The 24877-nt window shown below is 43.5% G+C and carries 21 protein-coding genes; 10 read left to right on the top strand and 11 right to left on the bottom strand.

The window, feature by feature from the left end:
• The 6 genes from AAEY80_RS00870 to tsf all read left to right on the top strand — a co-directional run bounded on the left by AAEY80_RS00870 (window position 1) and on the right by tsf (window position 6115).
• Window positions 1-2220 carry an ATP-binding protein gene (locus tag AAEY80_RS00870; RefSeq protein WP_201631559.1) on the top strand — a complete coding sequence of 740 codons (2220 nt, stop codon included), beginning with the start codon at window positions 1-3 and terminating at the stop codon, window positions 2218-2220.
• A gap of 20 nt (window positions 2221-2240) precedes the next feature.
• Window positions 2241-2603: a response regulator gene (locus AAEY80_RS00865; protein ID WP_350587751.1), complete on the top strand. Its 363-nt coding sequence runs from the start codon at window positions 2241-2243 to the stop codon at window positions 2601-2603.
• 30 nt (window positions 2604-2633) lie between these two features.
• Entirely contained in the window at window positions 2634-3083 is a 450-nt protein-coding gene (locus AAEY80_RS00860; protein ID WP_101211814.1) for a chemotaxis protein CheX, read from the top strand.
• Between the two features lie 48 nt (window positions 3084-3131).
• The gene (locus tag AAEY80_RS00855) at window positions 3132-3581 is read left to right on the top strand and encodes a chemotaxis protein CheX (protein WP_101211815.1); all 450 of its coding nucleotides are present in this window, start codon (window positions 3132-3134) and stop codon (window positions 3579-3581) included.
• A gap of 447 nt (window positions 3582-4028) precedes the next feature.
• Window positions 4029-4838: a 30S ribosomal protein S2 gene (gene rpsB / locus AAEY80_RS00850; protein WP_025650922.1), complete on the top strand. Its 810-nt coding sequence runs from the start codon at window positions 4029-4031 to the stop codon at window positions 4836-4838.
• 392 nt (window positions 4839-5230) lie between these two features.
• On the top strand, window positions 5231-6115 hold the full coding sequence (gene tsf / locus AAEY80_RS00845) for a translation elongation factor Ts (protein WP_025650923.1): 885 nt from the start codon (window positions 5231-5233) through the stop codon (window positions 6113-6115).
• A 292-nt stretch (window positions 6116-6407) separates the two neighbouring features.
• On the opposite strand, the gene AAEY80_RS00840 is transcribed toward tsf, so the two are convergent.
• The 4 genes from AAEY80_RS00840 to hflX all read right to left on the bottom strand — a co-directional run bounded on the left by AAEY80_RS00840 (window position 6408) and on the right by hflX (window position 10677).
• Window positions 6408-7229 carry a lytic transglycosylase domain-containing protein gene (locus AAEY80_RS00840; RefSeq protein ID WP_025650924.1) on the bottom strand — a complete coding sequence of 274 codons (822 nt, stop codon included), beginning with the start codon at window positions 7227-7229 and terminating at the stop codon, window positions 6408-6410.
• A 407-nt stretch (window positions 7230-7636) separates the two neighbouring features.
• The gene (locus AAEY80_RS00835) at window positions 7637-8326 is read right to left on the bottom strand and encodes an LrgB family protein (protein ID WP_025650925.1); all 690 of its coding nucleotides are present in this window, start codon (window positions 8324-8326) and stop codon (window positions 7637-7639) included.
• Window positions 8327-8348: 22 nt separating this feature from the next.
• On the bottom strand, window positions 8349-8777 hold the full coding sequence (locus AAEY80_RS00830; protein ID WP_101211818.1) for a CidA/LrgA family protein: 429 nt from the start codon (window positions 8775-8777) through the stop codon (window positions 8349-8351).
• Between the two features lie 433 nt (window positions 8778-9210).
• Window positions 9211-10677, bottom strand: a complete 1467-nt coding sequence (hflX, locus tag AAEY80_RS00825; RefSeq protein ID WP_025650927.1) for a ribosome rescue GTPase HflX — start codon at window positions 10675-10677, stop codon at window positions 9211-9213.
• A gap of 317 nt (window positions 10678-10994) precedes the next feature.
• Between hflX and AAEY80_RS00820 the strand changes: the two genes are divergently transcribed.
• Window positions 10995-11795, top strand: a complete 801-nt coding sequence (locus AAEY80_RS00820; RefSeq protein WP_025650928.1) for a lysophospholipid acyltransferase family protein — start codon at window positions 10995-10997, stop codon at window positions 11793-11795.
• A gap of 226 nt (window positions 11796-12021) precedes the next feature.
• Here the strand turns inward: AAEY80_RS00820 and AAEY80_RS00815 are convergent, their stop codons facing one another.
• Both AAEY80_RS00815 and AAEY80_RS00810 read right to left on the bottom strand, forming a co-directional pair.
• Window positions 12022-13062, bottom strand: coding sequence for an aldo/keto reductase (locus AAEY80_RS00815; protein WP_350587750.1), 1041 nt, complete (start codon window positions 13060-13062; stop codon window positions 12022-12024).
• A 56-nt stretch (window positions 13063-13118) separates the two neighbouring features.
• Window positions 13119-13616 (bottom strand): FKBP-type peptidyl-prolyl cis-trans isomerase, encoded by a 498-nt coding sequence (locus AAEY80_RS00810; protein WP_201565886.1) that lies wholly within the window; start codon window positions 13614-13616, stop codon window positions 13119-13121.
• A 166-nt stretch (window positions 13617-13782) separates the two neighbouring features.
• On the opposite strand from AAEY80_RS00810, the gene AAEY80_RS00805 reads away from it, so the two are divergent.
• Both AAEY80_RS00805 and AAEY80_RS00800 read left to right on the top strand, forming a co-directional pair.
• Window positions 13783-14454 carry a DUF1294 domain-containing protein gene (locus AAEY80_RS00805; protein ID WP_350587749.1) on the top strand — a complete coding sequence of 224 codons (672 nt, stop codon included), beginning with the start codon at window positions 13783-13785 and terminating at the stop codon, window positions 14452-14454.
• Between the two features lie 31 nt (window positions 14455-14485).
• Entirely contained in the window at window positions 14486-15271 is a 786-nt protein-coding gene (locus AAEY80_RS00800; protein WP_201607378.1) for a hypothetical protein, read from the top strand.
• Window positions 15272-15361: 90 nt separating this feature from the next.
• Here the strand turns inward: AAEY80_RS00800 and lspA are convergent, their stop codons facing one another.
• The 4 genes from lspA to AAEY80_RS00780 form a co-directional block, all read right to left on the bottom strand.
• A complete protein-coding gene (lspA, locus tag AAEY80_RS00795; protein ID WP_350587748.1) occupies window positions 15362-15988 on the bottom strand; it encodes a signal peptidase II in 627 nt (208 codons plus the stop codon).
• Window positions 15981-18842: an isoleucine--tRNA ligase gene (gene ileS, locus AAEY80_RS00790; protein ID WP_350587747.1), complete on the bottom strand. Its 2862-nt coding sequence runs from the start codon at window positions 18840-18842 to the stop codon at window positions 15981-15983. Before ileS ends, lspA begins: the two co-directional genes overlap by 8 nt.
• A gap of 421 nt (window positions 18843-19263) precedes the next feature.
• The gene (locus tag AAEY80_RS00785) at window positions 19264-19815 is read right to left on the bottom strand and encodes a protein disulfide oxidoreductase (RefSeq protein ID WP_025650934.1); all 552 of its coding nucleotides are present in this window, start codon (window positions 19813-19815) and stop codon (window positions 19264-19266) included.
• A 310-nt stretch (window positions 19816-20125) separates the two neighbouring features.
• Complete coding sequence (locus AAEY80_RS00780; protein WP_025650935.1) at window positions 20126-21763, bottom strand: carbon-nitrogen hydrolase family protein; 1638 nt, start codon at window positions 21761-21763, stop codon at window positions 20126-20128.
• Window positions 21764-22311: 548 nt separating this feature from the next.
• On the opposite strand from AAEY80_RS00780, the gene AAEY80_RS00775 reads away from it, so the two are divergent.
• Complete coding sequence (locus AAEY80_RS00775; protein ID WP_201565906.1) at window positions 22312-22941, top strand: BLUF domain-containing protein; 630 nt, start codon at window positions 22312-22314, stop codon at window positions 22939-22941.
• A 160-nt stretch (window positions 22942-23101) separates the two neighbouring features.
• Here AAEY80_RS00775 and AAEY80_RS00770 read toward each other — a convergent pair whose 3' ends face one another.
• Window positions 23102-24550 (bottom strand): D-2-hydroxyglutarate dehydrogenase, encoded by a 1449-nt coding sequence (locus AAEY80_RS00770; protein ID WP_350587746.1) that lies wholly within the window; start codon window positions 24548-24550, stop codon window positions 23102-23104.
• Between the last annotated feature and the right edge of the window lie 327 nt (window positions 24551-24877).

Here is a 24877-nt window from a genome sequence, read left to right as displayed (position 1 = left end):
ATGGCAACCACACATAATGTTGACAACAAACGCTATCGCAGTCTGATTGTTTCAATTGCACTGTTTTTATCATTGATTGGCGCTTTGCTGGCCTTTACTTTTTATACCTCTAGCTTGCTCGAAAGAAACACAGTCTTAATCGACCAAACCAACCAAGTCGCCAATAGTGCGCAAGCGGTAATCAAAGATCTATTCGACTTAGATAGTAGTTATGGCGAGGACACCAGCTCTCCGCATATTCAGCGAGTGTTGGAGCGTTTGGAACAAAACACCGCGCTTATCACCAACTCGATTACGGCGATTGGGCAGGGCGGAGAGATTACCGATATTGAGGGTAACAATTATAAATTACCAAAGATTAATGAGAATTCTCAAACCAAAATTGGCGCTGCTAATGAGCAGTGGCAACTTTTGGAGCCAAAGATTCAAAGCTACCTAAAAGATGCTGATAACATCATGGTTGACTCCTCTGATGAATTGATTCAAGCAGTTGAGCAGGCCAAAACCTCCAGTTTGTTTATCAACGAATCGTTAGATCAGCTTACTGATGAAGTGTTTATTAACGCTGAGCGCCAAGCGGATACCATTCGTTTGATTCAGGTGCTGGGTGTTGCGGCTATCTTTGCCTATTTCTTGATTTTCGTTTTCTTCTTCGTTCGTCGTCTGCGCGATACCGATGCAGAAGCTTTGGCTGCTCGTCGTGAAACCCAAGAAATCATGGAGACGGTGAATACAGGGCTTTTCTTGCTAGACAAAGACTTGAATATCGGTCAGCAGCATTCTCGCGCATTGACCAACATTATAGGTGCTGACAGCTTAGCTGGAGAGAACTTTACCAATGTCTTACGAGGCCGTATTTCTGATAAAGATCTGAATACCACCCGTCAATTCATTGAGCAGCTATACAATCCACGTGTCAAAGAAAAACTGGTCGATTCTTTAAACCCATTAAACAAAGTCATGCTGCACAATGCTCACGGAGCAGAGGGTGCTGACAGTCGTTATTTAGACTTTAAGTTTTCGCGAGTTTATGAAAATAAAGACATCGCTCGTATTTTGGTCAACGTCAATGACGTGTCCGACGCGGTATATTTAGAACAGCGTCTAGAAAAAGAACGCTCACAAAATGACATGCAAATCGAGATGCTAACAACTATCTTGAATGTGAATCCAAAAATTATTAACGAATTTATTAGCAATACCAAAGCGCACATCGACAAAATGAATAACATTTTGAAAAACCCAGGTAGCTCGCAATTTGAGCTAGAAGGCAAGCTCAATGCTATCTATCGTGAAATGCACAGCCTAAAAGGCGAAGCTTCTGCGTTAAAACTGCACAGCTTTACCAAAATTGCCTCCGATGCAGAAGACAAGCTGGATGCGTTGCAAAATCAGGGCAAGCTATCGGGTAATAACTTCTTGCCGTTAGCTGTACATTTAGATGACTTGCTCAGCCTATCGAATACCATTGAAACACTGGGCGAACGTATCAATCAAGCGACACCAAAAAGCGCGGCTGCGACCAAGTCAGTAGCACCATTAGCCACGCCTGCCTCTAATATTGAGAAGTCAGAAGTTGCCTCTAGCGACAGCGCATCAACGCATCATTCAGCCATCAGCATGCCTATTGCCGGCGGTAATGATATTGATTTGAGTGACGAGTCGGATGACGATCAGCTGTCTTATTATCAAAGCTTTGCGCAAGACATCGCGGCAAGACAAGGCAAGCAAGTGCAACTAAAGAGTCAGACGTTAGCGCAGGCGGCGATACCAGCCCATCTTAAAAATGTCGTCAAAGAAATCAGTATTCAGCTATTACGTAATGCTGTTGTACATGGTATCGAAACGCCTGCAGCGCGTCAGTCAGCTAACAAGCCGGCCGTGGGTACTATTGATTTAGAAGTACAGAGCGACAGCCGTGATCTCATTATTACTTTGCAGGATGACGGACAAGGTATCGATTACGACAGCATTCGCCAAAAACTTATCACCAAAGGTCGCTTTAGTGCAGACGCTGCCGCACAGCTGAATCAGGGTGAGCTATTAAAGCAACTGTTTACCTCAGGGTTTTCGACCAAAGAGCAAGCGGATGAAGATGGTGGTCGCGGTGTGGGCTTGGATATTATCAAAGCGCAAGTAAAAGAGTATGACGGTAAGCTCAACGTCAATAGTGAGCTTGGTCAAATGACTCGCTTTACCATTACCTTGCCTAAAGCTTAATTGAGGATAAGAAAGACGTTATGTATAAATTAATGATTGTTGATGATTCTAATATCATCCGAAACCGTATCCAGCGCGCGTACGATTCAGGAAAATTTATGTTGGTGGCCACGGCGACCAGCGGTGTGCAAGCCATTGAAAAATTCAATGTGCATCGTCCTGACGTCGTCACCATGGATTTAACCATGCCACAAATGGATGGTCTGGAATGTATCGAAAAAATAATTGCCATTGATCCAGAAGTTCGAATTTTAGTGGTGTCAGCCTTATCTGATAAATCGACTGGCATTGAGGCATTATCGTTGGGTGCGAGTGGGTTTTTATGTAAGCCTTTTTCAGAAGAAGAGCTTGTCGAGTCTTTACATGAGCTGATGCAAGACTAATTCTAGCCAACGATTTAAGCAGATGTCATTATGAAAGAACAACATTTACATATTTTTTTGAATATCATCACCAACTATTTTAATCAGTTCGGTAGTGAAGCACTGATCGTTGATACGCCTTATTTACTAGAAAATAAACAGCCAAAAGTCTACGACTATACTGGTGTAATCGGCATATCGGGCGTGCAAAAAGGCGTGGTATATTTTTCTGCTACTCATGAGCTATTGGCAGGTATTTTGGACAGTATGGGTGAAACGGATAAAAGTGAAGACAATTTTGTCGATCTTGCTGGCGAAGTGGCCAACACCATTGCTGGCAACGCTCGCCAAGAGTTCGGTGCAAAATTTCATATCTCTGTACCCTTGGTGTTTAAGGGCGCACCGCAAAGTATTATTTTGCCCAAAGATGAGCGTTCTTTTATCATTCCCGTTACTTGGCGCGGTCAAGTCGGTGAAATTGTGGTTTGTTTGCAAGATTAAGCGCAGCACTCACACCTCATCGATGTTAGCTATGGACAATACACTATTATGGTTAAAGTAGAAAAATTAGGCGTCTTTTTAAGCTCAATCAGCGCATTCTTTGCGCAGATTGATGAAGCGCCAGTGGCGATTGATACACCGTATTTGAACAGCAATAAAAGTGCCGTTGGTTATGATTATAGCGGCATTATTAAGATATCTGGGCCTATTGAAGGCTGCGTTTATGTGAGCGCGCCAAGCGTGATGTTGCGAGAAGTCATAAAAGTGATGGGCGAGCCCGATTCGTCGATTACGATGATGAAAGACTTGCTGGGTGAGATGACCAATACCATCTCAGGCAATGCGCGTACGGAGTTTGGCTCAGATTTTATTATCTCGCCGCCCAAGATTATTGAGGGCGCGCCAAGCATCTCTTATTTACCAAAAGATCGCCAAAGCTATGTCACGCCATTTACTTGGCGTGGTTATGAAGCGGTGATTGGTATTTGTATCGCTTAGGGCGTGTTTGATCGTCTGAGCATGGCACTGAACGTAGCTGTTCGTGGATCTAATGATAGTAATCAGCGAAAAAACGACGTTAAAGCGTCGTTTTTTTATGGTTTTTATCCAAAAAATTGTTTCATACCTTGTTCATTTATTTGATATTTAACTTGCGCGTCTCATAATAATAGCGCTAGCAGTGAGCTATGCTTTTATGATAAAATACAGCCCAGTTATTTTTAATCATATAGTATTCTATACGTTCAAATTATAGCTCATTTTTTAAACCAACCCATCAACCAATGACACACACATCATGGCAAAAAATTGCTGGGTGTTTGGCGACTTGATTAATTTGCAAAAAGTTAGTGCGATATTTATCAGCACTAATCATTAGCAAATGCGTGTCGCTAGATAGGCAGTTTTTGTGATGTGGAGGCATAACCCAACCAATAGGAATTTCACATGGCTACAAAGAATCCAACCAAAATCGAAATGCGCGACCTACTACAAGCCGGCGCTCACTTTGGTCACCAAACACGTTTTTGGAATCCAAAAATGGGACCATATATCTTTGGTGCCCGTAACAAGATTCACATCATCAACTTAGAGCACACGGTAAAAGCGTTTAACGAAGCATTGACTTACGTAAACGGCTTAGCTGCTAAGAAAAATAAAGTATTGTTCGTTGGTACTAAACGCGCTGCTAGCGGTATCATCCGTGAACAAGCTGCCCGCGCTGGTATGCCATACGTTGACCATCGCTGGTTAGGTGGTATGCTTACCAACTGGAAAACCCTTCGCCAGTCAATCAACCGTCTAAAAGAGCTAGAAAAACAAGCAGAAGACGGTACTTTCGCTAAGCTTACTAAGCGTGAAGCATTAGAGCGTACTCGCGATATGGAGAAACTTGAGCGTTCATTAGGCGGTATCAAAGACATGGGCGGCCTACCTGACGCAATCTTCGTTGTAGACGTGGATCATGAAGCGATCGCTATCAAAGAAGCCAAGAATCTAGGTATCCCAGTTATCGGTATCGTTGATACCAACTCTAACCCTGATAACGTTGATTACATCATTCCAGCAAACGATGATGCTATCCGTGCCGTGACTTTGTATGTAACTTCTATGGCTGATGCGATTATTGCTGGTAAAGAATACGCACAGACTCAAGCAGGCGGCAAAGCTGATCAAGAGCAACCTGTAGAGCAAGCAGCTACTGAAGCAGCACCAGCTGAAGCGGCTACCGAAGAAGCAGCCACTCCAGCAGAATAAATAGCTGACCCAAAAGGTTTACCTTTGTAAGGATATCTTGATAGTGACTCTGTCAGCATCCATATAAAGATATTAACAGCGTATAAGCTCACAATAGGCATGATGTAGTTCTACTCGTCATGCCTTGTTGTTGATGAATTGCTCGTTATTAGGTGAGTATTATCGCTTATAGTTGGACTCGTGATACTCAGTGTCTGCTATCACAATGACTTCAGTTGTCACGATCAACGATGTGCACTTTCATCACCACAAGAGCAATATAGTATTGATAAACAGTACTTATAAAATACAGTATCTGTAAACAATATTTATAAACAGTATAAAAATATTGAATAGAAGTTAAGCACTCACATACATAACAATACTCACATACATAATAAAAGGTAACTCTTATGTCAGAAGTAAAAGTATCTGCCAAAATGGTAAAAGAATTGCGCGACCGTACTGGTCTTGGCATGATGGAATGTAAAAAAGCGTTGGAAGAATCAAACGGTGATGTCGAAACTGCCATTGATAACCTACGTAAGTCTGGTCAAGCCAAAGCCGCTAAAAAAGCGGGTAACATTGCAGCTGACGGCGCTATCATCATCGCTCAAGGCGAAAACAAAGCATTCTTGTTAGAAGTTAACTGCCAGACTGATTTCGTTGCAAAAGATGACAGCTTCAATGCATTTGCAGAAAAAGTGGCTAGCATTGCTCTAGAGAACAACGTGACTGACGTTGCTGCTATCGCTGAATTACCATATGGCGATGGTCAAACCGTTGAAGAAGCACGTGTATCATTGGTACAAAAAATCGGTGAAAATATCCAGATTCGCCGTGTTGAAGTACTTGAAGGCGCTAACATCGCTGCATACCGTCATGGCCTGCGTATCGGTGTAGTGGTATCTTATGAAGGCGGCAGCGCAGACACTGGCAAAAACCTTGCCATGCATATCGCTGCGTTTAACCCAGTTGCCGTCGATGACGAAAACGTCGCTGCTGATGTACTAGCGCGCGAAAAAGACATCATCGAAGCCAAAGCCAAAGAATCTGGCAAACCTGACAACATCGTTGAAAAAATGATCGAAGGTGGCCTACGTAAGTACCTAGACGAAGTAACGTTATTGCGTCAGCCATACGTCATGGACAACGAGAAAAAAGTTGGTGACGTATTGAAAGCTGAAGGCGTAAAAGTACTTGGCTTTAAACGTCTAGAAGTTGGTGAAGGCATTGAGAAGAAGCAAGAAGATTTCGCTGCTGAAGTTGCTGCAACTCAAGCACTAGCTAATAAGTAAGTTTTAAAATGCAGTAAGTGCTGAGTTTGTTTTTGCTCAGTACTTATAGATTGTTTGACATAAGAAGCAATCAAGCACAAAAAAGCCCGTTATTTAATAACGGGCTTTTTTGTGTCTGCTGATTTAGTTATATCATTAACAGTTATAGTCAAAACATCCTAAAAACGCGACAGTATTGCTGATATCAATTTTTTGCAGCCTCTGTCTGCGCAGGCACAGCAAGCAAGAAAAATTGATATCAGCAGTGCGTGATGTATTGATATTACTTTTCGCTGATCATTATGTCACTATATTAACGTAAGGCCGCATACGCTGAATTGGCATAACTGGCGCTATTGGTATTGCTGCTAGTGCCATAACTGACTTTTTGCATGCCATTACTAGCAGTGGTATTGCTGTTGCTGGCGCTCATGCTACTACCAGACAAACCTGAGTCATTTTTATATAAGCTGTGATAGCGGCTCATGACGCTTTTGACATAGTTGCGAGTTTCTTTAAACGGCGGGATGCCACCATATTTATCGACGTTACCTTCACCCGCATTATAACCGGCCACCGCATGTTCGACGTTATTATTAAAGCGGCGCATCAACCAAGCGATATATTTAGCAGACCCTTCGATATTGTCGGCAGGATTCCAAGGATTGCTCACTTTGAAGCGGCGGGCAGTGGCTGGCATTAGCTGCATTAGGCCTTGAGCACCCACAGGCGAGCGCGCGTTGGGATTGAATGCGGATTCGGTATGCATCATGGCTTTCATGAGGGCAGGATCTACACCATTACGCTCGGCAGAGGCGCGAATATAACTGTCATAAGCGTTGCGGCTACCGCTACTACTTGCTGTGCTGTTACCATAATCACTACCGCTGCTATTACTGCCATCATACATCTTAGAGTCTTTGTAGTAAGTCACTTTCACTTTTTTGGTAAATTTATCAAAGTTGCCACTAGGATTGACATTGGTGAGCAGTACTTGTCCGCCTTTGTCTTTATAGATATACATATTGCCTGCGTGAGCAGTCATCGAAAGCGTGGAGAAGGTAAGTGTACTAGCAATGGTGCTGAGTAAAAGCGGAGACAAACAGCGGGTAATCAAAGGGGAGATATTTATCATAGAGATATCACTTTTTATCGAATAATAGCAAATTGTTTTGCCTATAGGCGCGTCATGTTGCGCGTTAAAGCGGTTACCGTGTTTGCAGGATTTTATAGCTATAAAGAAGATAGCCACCTAGCAATAACCACGCTTAACAAGAAACCACTTGCGATAGATACAAAAAATAATAGTTGCTTACTATAACATATAATAACTTTTTAGCGCATAGGATTAGCAGAACAAAGCACAAAAGCCGCCTTTAATTTGTAAAAAAATCAACACACTAAGGGTTTTAAGCGCATCGATTGCATACTTGCTTCAGTGTTTTTAAGTTGATACAAACGCCTCAATAGACGGACTGCGACGGTAAATGATCAGTAAAGACGAAAAATTGGCCACAATAGTGATGGGTTTTCTAAACGCTCTTAAACGGAAAAGGCACTGATAAAAATAGGTACCCACACGGCAGTGACCAAACCATTAACTGCCAAACCAAAGGCTGCATAACGACCGGCAGTGTGGCTAATTTGCCAAGCTTCTACCGTGCCGAAAGCATGAGCAGCCAAGCCAAGTGCCAAACCTTTAGCACGATCATCATCGATACTGCGAAACAAAAAGCGCGCTAGAGTACCACCGATTAGACCTGAGACAATAATAATCAAGTTAGCCATGGCCAGTGGCGCTTTAATCAAATCGGCGACGCTCAAACCAATGGGTGTAGTGACTGAACGGGTGGCAAACGCCAATATAGTGTCATGACTTAAGGAAAACAGGTACGCCAATGACATGGGTAGTAACGCACCAATAACGCTGGCCATGGCTACGATTAAGGTCAGCTTCTTGACTGGTAAGCCTTTAAAATTCATCGCCGCTAATGGCACGGCTAACAGTACCGTTACATACCCTAATAGATGGTCAAATACGGGCTTGGCAACGCTATAATAATTATTGTAATCCCATTGCAGGATGAATAAGAATAAAAGGACAAGCCCCAAAGCGGTAATCACCATCGGTAGCCACGATAGCTTACGTGCCAGTACGCGGGCAATGACGTGCGCTGCCAAGGTTAATAATATTGCTGCAAGGGTTGCCATCAATACACTATCAAAAGTCATTACATCTCCTTGGTCACACAGCTCAAGGCTGCTGTTCTTGCTTATGAGTAGTATTGGTATTTGCGCTATTGCTTAGCCAGTGATTGGCAAGGATAGCAAGTCCCCATAGCGGAATGAGCGTACTGATCAACATAGTCAGCATCACACCCCAAAACTCATCCCCTAAGGCAAATAGCAGCAAGCCTGCTCCAGCTGACACGGGCAAAAAAGCAAAGCCACTATCGACCAATAAAGTGTTGCTGGCTTGGGTGAGCCAACTGGGCAGACCTTTGAGTAATCGCCATACCATCAAAATAAGGAACATGGCGACTAGGCCAACGATATTGGCCGCTTTTTCGATACCTGCCCACTGACAGATAATAACGGCAGATTCGCGGACAAAGATGACCATGATCAATGTTAGGATGACGGACATCCATAGGGGCATACGCGAGGAATGAGTGGACTTCATAAGCAGTTTTGGCCAATTCAGAGAGAGTGTATTTATAAGCGCGAGTCGGCATAGAGCCACGAGCATGGCAGAAAAGAATATTTTTGCTAACATTGATAGTAGTCTTGAGCACTCAGCATTTTGTGTCGCGAGTTTTAGGCTGCAAGATTGGTTGATTATACAAAGCTCGATTATATAGAGAGTGGTCCAACTAATAAAGCCTATGGGCTGCTAGGGCGTGTTATTGATCTGCTAGATTTTATTAAAAAACCACTGACATAAAAAAGTCAAAAAAATGGACGATATCGTTGATAGCGTCCATTTATCATTTATCATTTAATAATTTATGATGGGCAATCGATTATACTAAACCATCCATCATAATATACCATCCATCATAATATACCAATCAACTAATTGTATTAATAAGCCCATCATTGTATTAGGCAGCTATTTAAGTCTGTGAATCTGGAATTTTCGTTTCTAGCGCTTTAGACTGCTCTGAATCTAATGTCTCAGCGTTGAGGGCATTAAATTCGTCAAACGCTTGTTCTTCGGCTGCTGTCATAGACGGTTCATCCTCTTCATCAGGCTGCTCGAACTCTTCCAGTATGGGCATCAGTAGCGTGGCTTGCGCTAATGGCAATACCTCTAAAGGATTCAAGTCGGCCTGACCCAGCAGCTGTTTTAGGCGTTCGCTAGGCAGACGAATCGTTAGGCACTCATGACCATTATCATCGTAGCTTTCTTCTAAGATAACGCCCAGCTCATACAAGGTGTTTTTAAATTGACCAGCCGTATAAGGCAGCGTCAAATCAAAGGTCGTCAAGGTACCGGTAAGCAGCTGCTGAACCGCAAGTGACAGCTCCTCCATTCCTAGATTTTGTCTAGATGACACATAGACGCGATTGGGCTGACCTTCGCTAGCGTAACCGATATGGGCAGGCTCATCTGTCAGGTCAATCTTGTTGTAGACGTTGAGCACGGGCACATCATTATCAATCTCTGCCAATACGTCTTTCACCGCTTGGATTTGCTCATGCATATCTTCACTTGATGAGTCGATGACATGTAGCAGTAAATCGGCTTCTAGCGTCTCTTCTAATGTGGCATGAAAAGATTCAACCAACTCATGCGGTAGGTGACGGACAAAACCTACGGTATCCACCAAAACCACACGACCAACACCCTGCCAGTCTAAGCGGCGTAGAGTAGGATCAAGCGTGGCAAACAGTTTATCCGCCGCATAGATGTTTTCATCGACCAAGCGGTTAAATAAGGTAGATTTTCCCGCGTTGGTATAACCGACGAGTGAGATAGTCGGTACGTCAGATTTCTGCCGACGGGCTCGACCTTGGGCACGGGTTTGGCGAACTTTTTCCAGTTTGGTTTTGAGCTGGTTTACCCGTGTTTGCAATAAGCGACGATCCGTTTCAAGCTGAGTTTCACCCGGTCCACGCAAGCCGATACCCCCTTTTTGGCGTTCCAAATGCGTCCAACCACGGACCAAACGTGTCGACAAATGGTTCAACTGCGCCAGCTCTACTTGTAGCTTACCTTCATAAGTACGCGCACGCTGGGCAAAGATATCTAAAATCAAACCGGTACGATCGAGTACACGGCATTGCACCACCGATTCAAGGTTACGCTCTTGTGACGGCGATAAACTGTGATTGAACAAAACGATATCAGCGTCATGCTCACGAACCAGTTCAGCGATTTCTTCCGCTTTACCACTACCAACGAAGAATTTGGCATCGGGTCTTTGGCGTGAGCCAGTAACCAACGCCAAGCGATCAGCCCCTGCTGAATCTGCCAGTAGCTCAAACTCGTTAAGATCGTCAGGATCTTGAATTTGGCGGATGTCTAAATGTACGATAATGGCGCGTTCGCCACCTTTATGTTTGTCAAAATAATCCAAAGAGTATCACCTATTAATAAAGTAAATAAATCGCTATTATCCATTCAGCTAGCTTTGATATAACGTTCATATGACCCTCTATATGTGGTCTTATCACTTGATATTAAAGGGTATTCGCATAATTTGCGATGACTTTATGTTACAGCCATTATCGTTGCAAATTTTCAAAGTTCTTAATACCCAGTATATAAACGAACATATGGAGTAGCAGCTCACAACACTGAGTGAACAAACTATCACTGAGCATCAGAATTTTGTTATACTTAGCTCGTTTTTTCACTATCCAAAAACTAGACATTCAATTATGAGGGACGAAGATGAGCCAAGCTAAGTCAGGCTTTTCACTCAGAAAACAATTGGGTCGCGGCAAACAGATTGCCGGTATGACCACGACGATCGCTGGAGGGCTACGCGCCGCTCAGCGGATTGGTGCCTTTAAACAGCCACCACGCGAAAAGCTGCCACGCTATATTCAAGCGTTTTGTCGCAAGATGGCCGGCTCATTTGGGGTAAAGGTCGTCGAAGTCGAGCCAGTACAACAGCATCATGGTCTATGGGTATCCAATCATGTGTCATGGATGGATATTCCGGTTGTGGGCACGGTGAGTCCGGCTTTTTTCTTATCTAAAGCAGAAATCGGTGAGTGGCCAGTATTTGGCAAGTTGGCTCATGCGGCAGGCACGGTGTTTATTCAGCGCGGTTCCGGCGATGCAGGCTCGGTGGCAGCGCAGATAGCCAGCTTTTTGGCGAAAGGGTTTTCGGTGGTATTCTTCCCAGAAGCGACCACCACAGATGGCAAGAAAATCAAGCGCATTCATGGTACCTTGTTACAAGCAGCGATAGATGCAGATGTACCGGTCCGCCCCATTGTTATCGCTTATGTCAATAAGGACGGTACGCTCAGCGAAGCACTGCCGTATTATGGCAAGCTGACGATGACAGAGAGCCTAAAAAAAGTGCTTGATACTAAGGATGTGACCGCTTATGTATTGCCGCTAGAACCAATAGATCCGAAGGGTCTAAATAAGAGCTCAGTAACTGACTTGCTACAAAAACGTATGCAAGAAGGCTTGGCTGAGCTACACACACGGGTGTTAACCACCGACCCTAAGGCATAATTTTCTAAAGTATAAGCATCTAAAGCATCGCTTGTTAAATTAGAAAATCAGCCAAAAAAAGGCGCAAATCGCAGTGATAATGCTAGCGATTTGCGCCTTTTGCTTTTGATGTAAATACGCTAACTTATAAATACCTTAGTCGCAATTTATGACAGTATGATTTGTATCAGACCAACGTTCGCATTGAATTAACTTAACTATCAAATTAATAGGTCAAGATAATAAACTAAGGTGACGGATTGGGTTGCTGGGTATGTACCGCTTCAATCGCGTCTAGTACGTCTGAGCTTAAGGTCAAATCGATGCTGTCAATATTCGATTTTAATTGCTCAGTACTGGTCGCCCCAATAATATTACTGGTCACAAATGGGCGTGAATTGACAAAAGCTAGCGACATTTGCGCCATATCCAAACCAGCATCAGAGGCAATCTTGGCATACTGTACGGTGGCTGATTTTGCTTGCTCGTTCACATAGCGGGCAAACCGATCATACATAGTGAGACGTGCACCTTCAGGGCGTTTACCATCGAGATATTTGCCAGATAGTACACCAAAGCCAAGCGGTGAATAAGCAAGCAGACCAACATTCTCACGATGCGCAATCTCTGCCATATTGACTTCATATAAGCGGTTCAGCAGGCTATAAGGGTTTTGCACAGTAATGGGTGCTATCAAATTATTCTTCTCAGCTTCCCACAGATAACGCATCAGACCCCAAGCCGTGTCATTCGATAGCCCATAAGCGCGAATACGACCTTTTTTGATCTCGTCATTTAACGCTTGAATGGTCTCTAAAAAAGGCGTCAAACCCTCCAATGATTGCGCTGCCATCTCTTCAGTATAACCGCGCTGACCAAAGAAGTTCGCTTGGCGTTCGGGCCAGTGTAATTGGTAGATATCGATATAGTCGGTTTGCAAACGCTCAAGATTGCCATCGATGGCGCTACTGATATCTTTTGCGGTATAACGTGTCTGTCCGTCGCGTAAAAAATCCATCGGTGATATTTTACTGGCCAAGACGACTTTATTACGCTGCTTGGTTCTGTTAAACCATGTGCCCATAAAGCGCTCAGTATCGCCTTGCTTGTCTTTATCTGGCGGTGACGGATACATTTCAGCCGTATCCCAAAAGTTCACCCCTTCGCTGAGCGCCATGTCCATTTGCTCATGCGCTTGGGTCTCGTCATTCTGTTGCCCCCACGTCATGGTACCCAGACAAATTTTGGAAACGCCTTCATTAATTTGTGGCAGTTTTTGATATTGCATCTTTTTATCCTTGTTTTTATTCTAAATAAGGTTTTTACTCTAAAGCAATTTTTATACTACATTAGCTTGATACCAGTGACGCCCGGCGGTGTTACTTTAAATACTTTCACTTTGAACAAGACGGATTGACCGGCTAAAGGATGATTGAAATCTACTTCTATCTCATCGTCACTGATGGCACTAATAGTGCCGGGTAAGGTGTTTTTGCCTTTGTCCTCAAACTCTATCATCATGCCGATTTCAGGGTTGTCAGCGACCAGCGCAAACTGGGTGCGGCTAAAATGCTGAATATTGTCAGGGTTCCAATCGCCAAACGCTTGCTCTGGATCGAGGTGGGCAGAGCGTGTATCACCCGCGCGCAGGTTCATTAACACTTGCTCAAAACCGGGCAATAAGCTCTCGTCGCCAATGGTCAGCGTCACTGGCGCATCGCGGCTAAACGTTGAGTCAATCACTGTACCATTCTCTAGGGAGACTTCAAAATGCAGCTTTACAAGGCTGCCAAAAGTGATGCGTGTGTCTTCATTGGGATTGATAAATTGCGAGTCATTCATAGTCAAAAGCCATCTGTTGCGGGATTGGGAAGTCAGGTCAAAAAATTCATATAAGAAATGATAAGTATAAGAAATGATAAGCCATCTGAGAAAGGTTGTAAGCGTAAATAGTGTAACGCAAATAGTGTACTATATTTGGCAAGTCTAAATGAGGGTGGAAGCAACCATGGCAAATAAGCAACAAGGTCACATTAAGAAGTGGCAAGATGATAAAGGCTTTGGCTTTATCGATACTGAGCAGGGCGACTTAGTATTCTTTCATATTAATGAGTTCAAAGTGCGCCGTCGCCCTGAAGTGGGTGAGCAAGTCGTCTTTACGCTTGGGCAAGACAATCAAGGGCGGATGCAGGCAAAAGACGTACAAGAGCTGAGCTTTGTACAGCAGAAAATGGCACAAAAGAATCAGCAAATCCGTCAGCGTAATGCAAAACGTAGTCATCAAGCGGAGTTTGAAGCTGGACAAAAGAAACGGCTGTTCCTCGGCGTTGGATTTTATGGCGTTTTAATTTTATTGGTGGTCATGAATAAGCTAAACTGGTTAGTACTTGCTTGGTATGTAGTATTAGGGGTTATTACTTATGCAATGTACGCTAAGGACAAGGCTGCTGCGCAAAGTGGCGCTTGGCGTACGCCTGAGTCGACCTTGCATCTGTTAAGTGCGCTAGGTGGTTGGGTAGGGGCGCTATTGGCTCAGACGTATCTGCGCCACAAGTCACAAAAGCCTGAATTTCGCGTTACCTATTATTTGACCGTTGTCATTAATATGGCAGGCTTGCTGTTTTTATTATCAGGTGGTGGGTTAGAGACCGTGACTGATTTACTGTCAGTGTCTCTGTAAATAAAACTAAAACATTAGGCATAAATAAAACATGATATTTTCCCGGGATTTGAAACATATAAAGTCAAATTATCACTTTAAACTAAGAACGATATTAGATTTCATCAATGAAATAGATATTTATATAGAAAAGAACCTTGATGAGATTAAAGAAGCTGGCCTTCCTTCTGACCCTGAAACTACGTCAGAAGGAGAGAAGTTAAGAGACTTTTTTATTCAAGCTTTAGATAAGAGTAATAATAAGAAGGGTGAAGGTAAATTCAAGGTTACATCGCCAGCATTGTCTAAATTTATACTAGTTTTCATTAAACAAATGAAATACAGTCAATTTTTAAATGAAATGACGCTGTCATATTTGATTGCATGCCAAGAAGCAATGTTTAAGGATTATTTGCAGTGTATTTTAATGAATAATACTAACTGTCTTAAGTCAGGAAAGGACAAACTTTCATATGATGAAATTTTAAATTTTGATAGTATGGACGAATTGGTTAAAAGTATAGTAAAAAAAACAGTTGATAGTATAGGTTATGGCAGTACCGAGGATATCGCTAAATACTATCTCGAAAAATTCAACATAGAATTTAAAGACTTTCACGGCTGGAAGATAATTGTTGAATCAAGTTTACGAAGAAATCTAGTTATTCATAATAAAAGTTTAGCAAACGATAGTTACTGTAGAAGGTTTAGTGAGTTTAGCGTAGATGATAAGATTGACATTAGCGGTGAATACATTAAGGGAGTTGCAGAAAATTTAATAGAATTTAATGAGTTTTGTCTTTTTACAATAAGTCAAAAATTTGGGATAGAAACGTAGAGTTTAGGGTAAACAAAAAAAGGCGCGTTACGACTGCGTAACCCACCTTTTTAATTTATAAATCGAATTAACATCTCTAGCTACATGCGTTTATGACCGTGGCATTTCACGCTTCTTTTCCAAAAACAGCATATCGATGACAATCAATAATACACCGATAGAGATACCAATATCTGCGATATTAAAAATCGGATAATGCCAAACATCAGCATAATGCACATGGATAAAGTCAATCACATGACCATGTAACAAACGGTCGATCAAATTACCAAGCGCACCGCCCAATACTAAGGCCAGTCCGATAGAAAGCAGCTTGGCTTTTCGCGGCGCTTTAACCAAATAGCCGATCAAGAATAATGACATTAATAATGCCAATCCGGAAAAAAACCACTTTTGCCAACCGCCAGCATCAGCCAAAAAGCTAAAAGCCGCACCGTAGTTATAAGCCAACGTCCAATTGAGGAATGGCTCAATCACGGGTACTGGCTCATGGAAAGTCAGGTTGGTTTCAGCCAGCCATTTCGTGCCTTGATCGATGATAAGTACGACCAGCGACAGCAAATACCATACAAAAGCACGACTGCCATTAGCAATCATTTTTGGCGTTTTGGTCAAGCGACTTCTCGGCGTCGTTGAGTTCCCTATTGTTGCATGCGCAGGTTTAGGCGAATTATCGACGTCAGTAGGTGGCAGATTGTTTTTTGATGAATTAGGCATAGTGGCGCACCTCGCCATTGCCTGCGACATTGGTGACGCAGCGGGCACATAGTTCAGGGTGTGCGCTATCGGTACCGATGTCATTACGGATATGCCAGCAGCGTACACATTTAGTGCCAGTCGCAGCGCTAATATTGACTATTAAATCTGCCGTTTCTTTGGTGCTGTTTTCGGCTTGCTCTGCTGTGTCATTCTGATTAGCAGCAGGAGCATCACTCATCGGCTTCAAGGTTGCATTACTAGTAATCAACACAAAGCGCAGTTCTTCATCGAGCTTGGCTAAGCTTTCATACATCGCCCCATCAGCATATAAATCAACGTCAGCAGATAAGTTGGCATTGATGATTTTTTCACCGCGCGCCGTTTCGATATGTTTATTAACGATATCTTTTGCCTGCATGATACGTTGCCAATCATCGGTACTGATGGCGCTTAGCTCAAATTCTGGGAAGGTATACCATTCTTCGGTAAACACATAACCTGCTTCATTGCCATTTTTACCTTGCAATACCTCCCACGCTTCTTGCGCGGTAAACGACAAAATAGGCGTAATCCAGCGAATTAACGCTTGGGCAATATGATAAATAGCCGTTTGCGCAGAGCGACGTGGCTGTCCATCAGTCTGGGTGGTGTACTGACGGTCTTTGATGATATCTAAATAAAAGCTACCCAAGTCTTGTGAGCAAAACGCGGCAATAAGTTGTGTGACTTGATGGAAGTCCATTGCATCATAGGCGTCGATGATTTGTGCTTGCACTTTTTGCGTACGCTCAATGATGAACTTATCAAGGCTGACGAGCTCATTGATATCAACGCTATTGGTGGCTGGATCAAAGTCATCGGTATTGGCAAGCAAGAAGCGCAGGGTATTACGGATGCGACGATACATATCGATTGCACCTTTAAATACTGTTTTGCCCGCGCTCATCTCATAACGATAATCGCTCGACGCAATCCACAAGCGCAGCATATCCGCGCCTGTTTTATTAATTTCTTCTTGCGGGGTGATGATATTGCCCAGTGATTTACTCATTTTGCGACCGTTTTCATCGACCACAAAACCATGGGTTAAGACTTGTTTAAATGGTGGGCGTTCGTACATGGCCTCAGAGGTCAATAGTGACGTCTGGAACCAACCACGATGTTGGTCAGAGCCTTCCAAGTACAGATCAGCAGGATTGGTTAATTCATCGCGCTGCTCAAGGACGGCAAAATGCGTCGTGCCTGAGTCAAACCAAACGTCTAAGGTGTCGGTAGATTTATCATAATCAGCCGCTTCTGCACCTAAATAATCCTCACAGCTGGCATCAAACCAAGCCTCAACACCGCCAGCATCGATATTTTTTGCGGCAGTTTCCATCAGCGCAGGAGTATTAGGATGCAACTCACCCGTTTCTTTATGAGTGAAAAAGGCAATCGGTACGCCCCAAGTGCGCTGGCGTGAGATACACCAATCTGGGCGACCCGTCATCATTGATTCGATACGGTTTTGCCCCCATGCTGGCGTCCAGTTGACCGTTGGGATATCCGCAAGTGCACGCTCACGCAGATCTTTGGCTTCCATACTGATAAACCACTGCGGCGTGGCGCGGAAGATAATCGGCGATTTATGACGCCAGCAATGCGGATAGCTGTGCTCAATCTTGGTATGGCTAACGAGATGACCGTTATCATGTAAGGCAGCGATGATTTTTGGATTGGCTTTATAGATGTGTTCACCAGCAAACACCGCTGCGCTTTCTAAATAAACGCCCGTACCACTGACAGGGTTTTCAACAGGTAAGTTGTACTTTAGACCAACGATATAATCGTCGAGACCGTGACCCGGTGCCGTATGGACTAAGCCAGTACCGCTATCAGTGGTCACATGATCGCCCAAGATAAGCGGCACTTGACGATCTTCAATCAATGGATGTTGGGCACGTAGACCTTCAAGCTCGCGTCCTGATACGATTGCTAATACACCTTCATTGCTGAGTTTAAACTCAGTCAGTGCGCTTTCAACCAAATCAGTTGCTAATAGGAAGTTACCTTTTTCAGTCGCCACCACACTGTAGTCATGCTCAGGATGTACGGCGATGGCTTGGTTGGCAGGTAACGTCCAAGGTGTTGTGGTCCAAATAACGGCTGCGATATTACCGTCGATTTTGCTCAATGCGGCAACCTTTTCGGTATCGAGTACATCAAAGCTAACGTAGATAGCATCTGAGACTTTATCTTGATATTCCACTTCGGCCTCAGCCAGCGCAGAGCTACAGTCCAAGCACCAGTTGACGGGCTTCATACCGCGGGTCACATGACCGTTTTCATGAATCTTGGCAAGTGCGCGCACGATATTGGCTTCTTGATGGAAGTTCATCGTCAGATAAGGGTTGTCCCAATCACCAAACACGCCTAAACGCTTGAAGTCAGCCTTTTGTAGTTCAATTTGTGTGCTCGCATACTCACGGCACAGACCACGAAATTCAGTCGCAGACACTTTTTGACCAACTTTGCCGACCTTGGCTTCGACCTTTTGCTCGATAGGTAGACCATGACAATCCCAACCGGGTACATAAGGCGCATCAAAGCCTGACAAGGTTTTTGACTTCACGATAATGTCTTTTAGGACTTTATTGACCGCGTGACCTAAGTGAATCTGACCGTTGGCGTATGGAGGGCCATCGTGCAAAATGTATTTGGTCGCACCTGTACGCGCCTGACGAATTTTGCCGTACACATCATCCGCTTCCCATGCAGCCAGCCAATCTGGCTCGCGTTTGGCAAGGTTTGCACGCATCGCAAAAGGCGTGTCGGCAAGGTTTAGCGTGTCTTTATAATCTTGGCTTGGTGTATCAGTGCTTTTATCAGTCATAGAAGGCGTCTTTTAAAATGAGGGTTAGAGGTTGCGTTTGAAATTCAGGCTTAAGGTTAAATATAATATGGGGTCAAATATTTGATAATCGATGCTAGCCTTTTGCTTAGAAAACGTTGCTTATAACGTGTTGCTTAAAAGATATAGCTTATAACGTGTTGCTTATAAATAGTTACGTCCATCATAAATGCTAATGAGACGATTGCAACAAAAAATATTTTTAACAGAATAATTAGAAAAGTGAATATGATAACGGCAGCTATTATATGACAAAATGGGTAGGGTAAAAAGAGCTGACCAGTATCGTCCTGTTTTTAACTAAAACCAATCATTGATGTCAGCATAAATACTTTGTCCATTAAAGCATAGGTCTGGCAAGTTTGATTGTCTATTTATTAGATTATACCTAACTGGCTAAGCGCTAAAAAACTTCTGACAACCACAAGCGTAATCTAAGCGACCAGAGTGGTTGAATACCGGTCAGCCCTTGCGTCATCTCGCCATCTTTTAGAACCACATAAGAAGGCGTGACTTGTCCTTGCCAATCGGCAAATATCTCACCTGCTTGATCGTTGACCGTGGTAAAGCGGTAACTATTTTCATTAAGGTAGCGGTGCAGCTCTTGATCTGAGCCAGACTTAATCGCAATGGTAACCACTGGATAATTATTTGCCGCTGCAAGCTTGTCTATCGTCGGTGAGGTCACACGACAAATCGGGCACCAAGTCCCCCAAAAGTATATCAGGGCCGGTTTATCCTCACTCAGCGCTGCTAAGTCAATGCTTTGACCTTGATAGTCGGTCAATTGCAGTTGCGGATTGGCTGGCATGACCGGTTGTCGCCACCAATTGACTGCGCTATAAATCACCGCAAATATCAAGCCATATAACAGTATGGTCTTAACTATCGACAACGTTCTTTGCTTCGACGTCTTTTTAGGTGTCTCAATTATCTTTTGGCTATCAGTCGTCATAGTGTCTGCTTTTTTTGCTTTGGCATAGTCAATCCCCTATAAATTAGATACGCTGTCAGGCTCGCTCAGTCTACTATATATAGTCAGAGCACTTTTAAACCGCTACGGTGTTACCCGCCCTAGAGGTACTCAATGTACTATCTGCGGTCGGTCGCCTTGTAGCGATTCTAAAATTCCTTGACTATATAGTACTTTCATTCGCCTTCCTTACATCTAAATTATCTTGAACCAGCGATAGATAAAAATAAACGGCTGAATAGTCAGCCGTTTATTAAAGTATTTTGTTAGAGGGTTTTTTTATACGAATCGCCTAAGGCTTTTGCGCGCGATTTTGTAATGGATCACCGATGAGGACGCTACCTGAATTTTCACGACGCTCTTCGTCGGTTAATTTACTCGCTGGAATTTTGGCTTTTTTCTTCCATTTTAAGCTAAATAAGTCATCACGGCGATCAAGCAAGTTATGCACCGAGCCTTCGTTACGGACATGAGTGAGCTTATCCAAATTCACATCTGAGAAGAAGACCATTTCGGTATTGGCTGTCGTTTCTGCCATAATCGCATCATGCGGAAAAGCAAAATCAGAGGGTGAAAAAATAGAGGACTGTGCGTATTGAATGTCTAAGCTTTCAACTTGCGGTAAATTACCCACTGAGCCGCATATCATCACATAACACTCGTTTTCAATGGCTCGTGCTTGGGCGCAGTGACGCACCCGCAAATAGCCGTTTTTGGTATCTGTCCAAAAAGGCACGAACAAAATATCCATATCGTCAAGCGCCAACAAGCGTGCAAGCTCAGGGAACTCAATGTCATAGCAGACTAAAATCCCAATACGACCCGCATCGGTATCGAATACTTTGACCTCGTCGCCACCTTCGATGACCCATGCGCTACGTTCATGCGGGGTAATATGAATCTTGCGCTGCTCTTCAACCGTCCCATCGCGGCGGCAGAGATAACTGACATTGTATAGTGTATCGTCTTCGTCCAATAATGGCATAGAGCCGGTGATTACATTGACGTTATAGCTGACTGCCAGATGCGAGACTTCGTTTTTGAACCATTCGGTATAACCGGCTAAAAAGCGAATGGCCACGTTTTGATCCGTGGATTCACACAGACCCATCAATGGCGCGTTAAAAAACTCTGGTAAGCAAGCAAAGTCTGAGTTGTAATCCGCCATAATATCAACGAAGAACTCCACTTGTTGTAGCAGCTCCTCAGGCGATTCAACCTCACGCATTTGCCACTGAATACCACCGATACGCACCTCTGATTTACGGGTGTTTGGCTTATAGTCTTGCGGCTCATAATAAATGTTGGCCCATTCAAGTAGCGTCGCAAAACCTTTAGACTGAGCATCATCTGGCAAATAGGCCGTCAAAATACGTTTAACAATAAAACCGTTGGATAATTGGAAAGATAGGGCAGAGTCGTGGATTTCACGTGACTCGACCGCATCGATATATTCGCCAGGGGTCAGGTCTTTGTGGTTATGATAATTAGGAATGCGACCACCGGCCAAGATGGCTCGGAAGTTTAACTGGCGGCACAGCTCTTTACGCGCATCATAAAGACGACGACCCAAACGGTAGCCACGATATTCAGGGTCAATTAGAGCATCCAAGCCATAAATAGCATCGCCTTTTGGATTGTCTCTAATGATTTCTTTGTGCCCAATCAGGTCATCATAGGTATGCGGGTTAGAGAACTTGGCATAATCAACGCGCATCGATAGCACGATACCAATCAATTGATCGTGGTCAAATAGGGCAATCTGTCCCTCTGGAAACGCATCAATCAAAGTATGAATAGTAGTCTTCGACCATGCACCGCCCAAGTTCACATACACGCGATCCATCAAGGCTTTTAACTGCGGATAATCTTTTTTCTTAATCTCAGCAATCGTGAGGTGAAAGTCGTCTATTTTTTCGATTTTACTCATAAGGTTCCTGTCTTCGCTGTCAATAAATGTCGTAAAGTTAACGCTGTATGCGCGGTAATAGCCATAGTTATCAGTAGAACTAAAAACTTTTGTGTAACAAAGGCGATAAAAATATTCCAATCGACTTATATAATCGTTACAATAATTTATCTTTTTATTTACAATGAGTTATAAAGACCACATCTCATATCAAAGATTTTGATAAGGGTTTTTCGTAGGTTTGCAAGCGTCTCTATTCAAGAATACTGACCTCATTAGTAGCTGTATCAATCGTACTTGAATAAACTACCTCTGTTCTACTAGTGCCCAAGTTCTGTCACATCTCTTATTATTTCTGGCTAGTCCCAGTTTGGCTTATTACTGCTGATTTCGATAATCATCATACCAAGGTAGCGGATCAATGACAGTCCCACGTAGTAAATATTTGCTACGTTTTTGTGAGTCGCTATCTCTGCTTAGCTTAGAATGAGTTTGGAATGAGCTTGGACGTAGTCTTTGTTTTTCTTGTTTTGTTTTGCGGCCTATGGGCGGCTTTTTAGGATTATTTTATGACGCCCTTAACGCGCACGGTCGACACATTAGAAACCGTAGAAGATTCCGCACTGATACAATTGGTGTATGTCAGCAGTATTACCCTCAGTGCACGGCTAAAAGCCTCAATATTCGATGAAGTAGAAGGTCATGCTCGCGATCATAATGAGCAGCATGGTATCACTGGTACTTTATGTTATGGCAATGGTCATTTTTTACAATGTATCGAAGGCAAGAAATCTGAGGTATTCGACCTGCAAAAACGCATTTTTGCGGATAGCCGTCACAAGAATATTGAAGTATTGCTATTGCGAGTCATCAATCAGCGCAGCTTTGTTGATTGGCGCATGCGCTTGTTGTTTTTGGAGCGTTGGTTATGGTCACCAGCGACCAAGAAACAAGCCGCGCAGTTGTCTCCTTTTTTACCGTTTACCCCGCATGGCTGGACTTCTGAGCGCACCGAGCAGTTTTTACAAATTATCAAAACCTTTGATACGCCGCCACATATAAAAGCCGCCGGTATTACTTACAATGCCTTGGGCAATATGTTTCGCCATATCGCGGCGCCGCACCAAGCGTTTTTAATCGTCCAAGGTTGTTTGAGTCTATTGTTGATGGTCGCATTGGTACTGCTTTATTTATCATAAACATCTTATAGATTAACTACTTTTACGCTTTTAATCTTTTATACAAGTGATGCATTGCCAGCTTAAGAGCAAAAAAGACGCTAAACTTTTCAGTCTAGCGTCTTTTTTATACCATAAAAATGGTTTACTTCCTGCTAAACCATCAATCAACAGACCCTAATCACATATCAAAAATCTTCCCACGGTTCATGATGTTGTTTGGATCAAATACTTTTTTGACTTCGCGTAAGTAATTAATCTCAGTTTCGCTGCGGCTATAGTGCAGATAAGGCTTTTTGGTCATGCCAACGCCATGTTCAGCAGAGACTGAACCGCCGTATTTTCGTACCGTCTCAAATACGTGTTTATTAACGATTTGACATTCTGCAAAGAAGTCATCTTTGCTCATATTTTCTGGCTTTAAGATATTCAGATGCAAGTTACCGTCACCGATATGACCGAACCAACACACTTCAAAGTCAGGGTAGTTGCTGCTGACGATGTGATCAATATCAGCGATAAACTCAGGTACGTAGCTTATCAGTACCGAGACATCGTTTTTATAAGGGGTAAATACTGAGATGGTCTCCGAGATATATTCGCGCAGCTTCCACAGCTCTTCCGCCTGCGCCAGACTCTGACTCATCACCCCATCGACGACCCAACCTTGTTCCATACAATGCTCAAATATTGCCATGGCTTTATCCATGATAGGCTCATACGGCGCTTCAAACTCGAGTAGCGTATAAAACTTGGTACGTGACTCAAACGGCTCTTGTACTTGGCCGTGCGCCATCAGCTTATCAATGGCCACATCATCAAAGAACTCAAACGCGGTCAAATCGATCTTTGCTTGAAAGGCTGATAGCACATTCATGACGTCGTTAAAGCTGTCCATGCCAAGTACCATGACGTTTAAGTCTTGCGGCTGACGCTCAAGCTTGATTTGCGCATGAGTCACTAAACCAAGCGTGCCTTCGCTACCGATAAACAACTGGCGCAAGTCATAACCGGTGGCATTTTTCACCATGCCGCGATTGAGCTGCAAGATATCACCTTTACCAGTGACGACAGTCAGGCCCATAATCCATTGACGAGTCATGCCATAACGAATTACCTTGATACCGCCCGCATTGGTGCCGATATTACCGCCCATTTGGCTAGAGCCAGCCGAAGCAAAGTCGACAGGGTAGTAGAGGTCGTTAGATTCGGCGAATTGTTGCAATTGCTCAGTCACCACGCCCGCTTCAATCTCGACTAAGCGATCAGCAGGATAGAATTTGCCGATTTGGTTCATCTTATCCATACTGACCACAATCTCACCATTGGCCGCGACCGCGCCAGCAGACAGACCGGTGCGACCGCCACTTGGCGTCAAGACAACATTGTGCTCATTGGCAAGCAAGACGATGGCTTGCACTTGCTCAGTGGTTTTTGGAAAGACAATGGCCGAGGCGGCAGGCGCGAAATGCTTGGTCCAGTCTTTGCCCCAATGTTCTAGGCTTTCGCTATCGGTCTTGATTTGGCTGGCGTCAAATTGATGGCTATCAAGCAGTGTGCGTAAAATAGTCTGCACGGCGTTGGTATTGTCATTGGTGTCAGGTGTAGGCTGGCTAGATAAAGAGGTCATGGTCAAATCTCGGTATGAACGTAGGCGCTATGCATAAAGGGGATTATTATATCGCTAAATGGATATAACGAAGCGGCTATAACTGTGTTTATATAATAAGAAGGTCGCGAATGTGGTTTTTAGTATTCATGAATATGCTTATTATATAATGAAATATTTGCGCGCGCATACATGGCATAAATAGTTAAAAAGACAGTTTAATAAACATTGAACATAATAGTTCACTATAGCATAAAAAGTTTTCAGGCTTGATATCCAATAATTCATCTAATCTGCTAACATCGACGTCGAATTTTGTGTAAGATATCCGGACTGTTTTCGTTTCAT

It is taken from the genome of Psychrobacter sp. 78a-MNA-CIBAN-0178 (assembly GCF_040309625.1).
Lineage (GTDB): Bacteria > Pseudomonadota > Gammaproteobacteria > Pseudomonadales > Moraxellaceae > Psychrobacter > Psychrobacter okhotskensis.
Note: the sequence above shows the minus strand (reverse complement) of the source record. Positions and strands in the feature narration are given on the sequence as shown.